The organism is Streptomyces sp. NPDC059371, from assembly GCF_042751995.1.
GTDB lineage: Bacteria > Actinomycetota > Actinomycetes > Streptomycetales > Streptomycetaceae > Streptomyces.
Genome location: NZ_JBHYXD010000187.1, coordinates 1 through 6,232, shown reverse-complemented (window position 1 = coordinate 6,232; position 6,232 = coordinate 1). Strand labels below are relative to the sequence as shown.

The 6,232-nt window shown below is 68.3% G+C and carries 1 protein-coding gene; it reads left to right on the top strand.

What is annotated here, in order from left to right:
* Positions 1-431: 431 nt before the first annotated feature.
* On the top strand, positions 432-6,232 hold a 5,801-nt coding region (locus tag ACFXGX_RS42855), incomplete at its 3' end, for a DNRLRE domain-containing protein (protein ID WP_384803823.1).

Genomic DNA, 6,232 nt, shown 5'->3' with positions numbered 1-6,232 from the left:
AGTGGGTGCGGTTGCAAATTTCTTCATGGTGTGGGGTGGTGGGTCTGTGTGGTGTGCTGCTGTGGGTGAGGGGTTTTGCTTTCCCGGGTGTGGTGACGGTGGGTCAAATTGCCTGGTGGTAGCGGGGGTTGGTGTGAGGGGTGTTGTGAAGGTTGCGGGGAGATTCCCGCGATGAGGCTGTGGGGTGCCAATGTGCAGGCTTTGCGTAAGCTTTGCGCATTGATCATGTTTGTAAAGACTGCCTGCGTCCCCTGTGTGGCGATTTGCCTGACCTGAAGATCAGTTAAGTTCCGTGGGCTGGCCCAACTCGTGGGCCAGTTGCGAGCTTTAGGACTGTGATGAGGCAAAGGATGGGGGCTGGGCGCGGACGCGTCTGGCCCAATCCGCAACGGGGATGGACGCAGCGGATCGCTGTGTCCTTGGCCGCCACGATGGCGGTCACTGTGCTGCAGGGAGCCGAGGGCGTTGTCTCCTCGGCGTCGGCTTCTGCGGCCAGTGCCCAATCAGCGGGGACGAAGAAGCACTACGCCACGTCGGCTGCGGACATATCGTCGGCGCGTGTGCTGGCGCGTCTGTCGGGCAAGCGTGTGGAGGCTCTGTCCGAGCGGACCGAGACGTCGACCACCTGGGTCCATGCGGACGGCAGTCTGACCACGGAGCTGTCGGCTGGTCCCATCCGTTTCCGGGATGAGGCGTCAGGGCACTGGCGCGCTGTCGACCTGGACCTGGTGAGCAGGGCGGACGGGTCGGTTGAGCCGAAGGCCCATCCTCGGGGTCTGGCGTTCGCCAAGCCGGGCGGCAAGCGGCTGACCGCGCTGTCGCAGGGAAAGACGGCCGACGCGCGGGACCTGGTGACGCTGGGCGAGGGTGATCAGCAGATCAGCCTGCAGTGGAAGGGCGGTCTGCCCAAGCCGAAGCTGGACGGCAACCGTGCCACCTACGGCAACGCCGTCCCCGGCGGGGATGTGATCGTTGAGGCCACCCGTACGGGCTTCGAGCAGTACGTGCGGATCAACGAGCGTCCTGGTGCGGACGGTTACTCCTACACGCTGCCGTTGAAGGCCAAGGGCCTGAAGGTCCGGCAGCTGAAGGACGGAAGCGTCGTCTTCACGGACAGGAAGAGCAAGAAGCGGGCCGTGATGCCGGCCCCGGTGATGTGGGACGCGTCGGTCGACAAGCGGTCCGGTGAGCACACGCACCGGGCGAAGGTCGGCTTGAAGGTGGTGCCCCGCAAGGGTGGCGTCGACCTGGTGATCACGCCGGACGCCAAGTTCCTCACCGACCCCAGGACGCAGTACCCGGTCACCGTCGACCCTTCCACGTCCTCGCTGTCGAACGTCTTCGACACCTATGTGCAGCAGGGCGAGACGGTCGACTGGTCCGCCGACACCGAGCTGGACTTCGGTAACCCGGGGACGAAGAACACCGACGGGACGGCGCGTACCGCCCGGTCGTTCATCTCGTGGAACACCTCGCCGATCCAGGACGCGCTGGTGTCCAGCGCGAAGCTGAGTCTGTGGAACTTCCACTCGGGCAACACCGTCTGCCAGCTCTACCCGTGGGAGGTGTGGTCGACCGGCGCCGCCTCGACCTCCTCGCGCTGGACCGCGCAGCCGGCGTGGACGGCGAAGAAGGCCACCTCGAGCGAGACCTCGGGCAGTCCCTCGTGCTCGTCCCAGCCGGACGGCTGGATCAACGCCGATGTGTCGACGCTGGTGCAGGAGTGGGCGTCGGCGAAGGCGACCCGCGGCAACATGGGTCTGCGTGCCTCGGACGAGTCGGTGCTGGCGCAGTGGAAGCGGGTCAACTCGGCCAACGCCGCGTCCAACCCGCCCAAGCTGGTGGTGAACTACAACTACCGGCCGCGTACGGGCACGAAGCAGGAGGCCGGTCCGCCGTACTTCTCCTACGGCGGCTCCTACGTGGTCAACACCACGACGCCGACGTTGCGCGATACCTTCGTCGACGCTGACGGTGACAAGGTCGACGGCACTTTCGAGGTCCGCGACTCCGCCACCGACACGCAGGTCGGCAACTACCTGGTGTCGAAGTACGTGCCCTCCGGCCAGGTGGCGTCGGTGACGGTGCCCTCCGGTCTGCTCACGGACGGCAAGACGTACAAGTTCCGCACCAACCCCTACGACGGCACCCACTACAACGTGGGCTGGTCGGCGTGGAAGACGTTCACCGTCGACACCAAGGCTCCCTCGGCCCCCGCGAAGATCACCTCCACGGACTACCCGTCGGACAAGTGGGTCAAGGGTGCCGGTACGGCCGGTACCTTCACGGTCACTCCGCCGGCCTCTGACCACAACTGGCTGGAGTGGTCGCTGGACGGTGTGACCTGGACGAAGGTCTCCACCGGCGGATCCAGCGCCGACAAGAACATCACCATCACCCCGCCCAGGAACGGCACCCACACCCTGCAGGTGCGGGCCGTGGACAAGGCCGACAACAAGTCCGAGGCGACCGAGTACACCTTCCACGCCGGCCCGGGCGGTTTCGTCGAGCCGAGCGAGGGCGAGCGCACCGCGCGCCGGCTGCCGCTGGTGGCCGAAGCCGCGGCGGGCACGTACGACAACGTCTCCTTCTCCTGGCGGCGTTCCGAGGCGGACGCCTGGGTGAAGATCCCCGCCGGGGATGTCACCAGCGGCGGCCAGCCGGTGAGCGCGTGGCCGGTGCCGCTGACCAACGGCAAGAACGCCAAGCTGGTGTGGAACGCCACCAGCACCGTCGACCCGGACGGGTCGGTGCAGATCAAGGCCGACTTCACCGGTCCGGGCAGCGCCTCGGGCAGCACGGAGCCGCTGACGGTGGTGGTCGACCGCAACGCCGACGGTGCGGCCACCGACGAAGTGGGTCCGGGCAGCGTGAACCTGCTGACCGGTGACTACGGTCTGACGGCCACCGACGCCTCGGCGTTCGGTCTGACCGCCTCGCGCACCGCGTCTTCCCGGGTTCCCGACAAGGGAACCAAGCAGGAGGGCCAGGCTCCCATCTTCGGCAAGGAGTGGGTGACCGGCACTGCTGCGGAGATGACCGAGTCCGACTACAGCAACCTGCGCAGCATCTCCGACACCGCGGTGGCCCTGGTCGACTCCGAGGGCGAGGAGACCTACTTCACCGCCAACGCGGCCAAGAACGGCTGGATCCCCGAGCCGGGCTCGGAGGACCTGACCCTCAAGGGCGGCGTCTCGGGCAGCTTCACCCTCACCGACACCGAGGGAACGGTCACCGAGTTCACCAAGCCGGCCTCCGACGCCACCACCTGGCAGGTCTCCAGCACTCTGCTGGACGGGCTGAGCAACTCCACGACCACCGTGGTCTCCGAGACGGTGACCGTGGGCGGCAAGAAGCTGGCCCGCCCCAAGCGGGTCATCGCTCCGACCTCGGCGGCCACCGCCGCGGCGTGCACGTCGGACCCCTCGACCAAGGGCTGCCGGGCACTGGAGTTCGTCTACGCGTCCTCGACCACGGCCACCGCGAACGCCTTCGGCGACTTCGCGGACCAGGTCAAGGAGATCCGTCTGTGGTCCACCGAACCCGGTGCGTCCACGGCCACGTCGAAGGCGGTGCAGAACTACCTCTACGACGACGCAGGCCGGCTGCGGCAGACATGGAACCCGCAGATCAGTCCGGTTTTGAAGACGGAGTACGCCTACGACACCGACGGCCGCATCACCCAGCTCACTCCGCCCGGTGAACTGCCCTGGAGCTTCACCTACGGCAAGGCGGGCAACGCCGCCACCGCCGGCGAGGGCATGCTGCTCAAGGCCAGCCGCTCCGGACTGCAGCAGGGCACGACGGACGTGCCGCAAGGCACCGCCGTCACCAGCGTCGTCTACGACGTCCCGCTGACCGGCGCCACCGCCCCGTACCAGCTGGGCTCCTCGGACGTGAAGACGTGGGGCCAGACGGATGCCCCCACGGACGCCACCGCGGTCCTGCCCGCCGACGCCGTCCCCTCCTCCAACTCCGGCGGCTCGCTCGCGGCCAACGACTACAAGCGGGCCGAGGTCCACTACCTGGGCGTCTCGGGCCGTGAGGTCAACTCCGCCACCCCCGGCGGATACATCTCCACCACCGAGTACGACCGTTTCGGCAACAGCGTGCGGGAACTGAGCGCCGCGAACCGGGCTGTCGCCCTGGGCACGAGCGCTGACGACAAGGCCACCCAGGCCGACCTCGGCATCGCCCAGCTCGCCGGCGCCGACCGGGCCGCCCTGCTGGACAACCAGTCCGTCTACAACGACACCGGCACCCGCAAGCTGGAGGAATACGGCCCGCTGCGGCGTATCGACCTGACCGCCGACCTCAAGCAGGACACGACCGTCCTGGTTCCGGCCGGCACCTCGGTCACCGCCCGCAGCTGGACGGTCAACGACTACGACCAGTCACGGCCCACCGACGGCACCGCCAAGGTCAAGGACCAGATCACCAGGACCACGGTCGGTGCCCAGGTCCGTGAACACCCCTCCGTACAGGGCGAGACCCGCGCCGTCCAGACCGACTACGACTGGGCCAAGGGCCTCCCCACCAAAACGATCAAGGACCCGGGCGGGTCGGCGATCACGGAGAGCACGGAGTACGACGCCCAGGGCCGCGTCACCAAGCAGCTCCTGCCCGGCGCCGGCGGCACCGATGCCGGCACCCGGGTGACGACGTACTGGTCCGCGACCGGGACCGGCGCCTGCGCCGGCCGCCCCGAATGGGCCGACCAGGTGTGCTCCGTCTCCGCGGGCGGTGCGATCACCGGCGGCGGCTCCAACCCGACCCAGCTGCCCACGACCACCACCGAATACGACTGGTTCGGCAACCCGGCCAAGGTGACGGACACCGCCAACGGCTCCACCCGCACCACCACCACGACGTACGACAACGCGGGACGCCCGAGCAAGGTCACCGTGACCGGCGGCGTGGGCCAGACGGTCCCCGAGGCCACCACGCAGTACGACCCGGCCACCGGCCGGGCCTTCAAGAGCGTCTCTCCCACCGGCGGCACCATCACCAAGGCCTACGACAAGCTGGGCCGCCAGGTGACCTACACCGACGCCGACAACGGCACCACCACCACCGAGTTCGACCTGCTGGACCGGCCGGTCAAGGTCACCGACAGCGCGCCCTCGACCGTCACCTACACCTACGACCACACCGCCGAACCGCGCGGCCTGGTCACCAGCACCACCGACTCCGTGGCCGGCACCTTCAAAGCCACCTACGACGCGGACGGCTCCGTCTCCACCGAGAAGCTGCCCGGCGGCTACACCCTCACCCAGACCGAGGACACCACCGGATCCGCGGCACAGCGCACCTACACCCGTGACAGCGACGCCACCATCGTCTACTCCGACACCGTCACCGAGTCCGTCCACGGCCAGGTCACCAGCCACGCCGGCTGGTCGAGCCAGAACTACGGCTACGACACCACCGGACGACTCACCACGGCCGAGGACACCGCCCAGACGACCTGCACCCGCCGCTCCTACACCTTCGACAACCACACCAACCGCAAGTCCCTGACCACCACCGCCGGCACCCCCGGAGCCGACTGCCCCACCAGCGGCGGCACCACCACCAACTCCAGCTACGACAGCGCCGACCGCATCATCGACTCCGGCTACACCTACGACGCCTTCGGCCGCACCACCGCCGTCCCCAACCAGGGCACCATCGGCTACTACGCCAACGACCTCGCCTACCAGCAGACCGCAGCCGGCCAACGCCAGACCTGGCAGCTCGACGCCGCCCTGCGCTTCCGCTCCTGGAAGATCGAAACCGGCAGCGGCAGCACCTGGACCGAGACCGCATCCAAGCTCAACCACTACGACAACGACAGCGACAACCCCCGCTGGACCATCGAGGACACCACCACCGGAGCCCTCACCCGCACCGTCGAATCAGCCTCCGGCGACCTCGCCGCCACCACCAGCAAGACCGGCGACACCGTCCTGCAGCTGACCACCGTCCACGGCGACGTAGCCCTCCAGCTCCCACTGGACACCACCAAAGCCCCCACCGCCCTGGACAGCGACGAATACGGCAACACCCGCACCGGCCAGACCACCACCCGCTACGGCTGGCTCGGCGGCAAACAACGCTCCACCGAAACACTGACCGGCCTCACCCTCATGGGCATCCGCCTCTACAACCCCACCACCGGACGCTTCCTGTCCACCGACCCCGTCCACGGCGGCAACGCCAACCCCTACGAATACGTCACCGCCGACCCCGT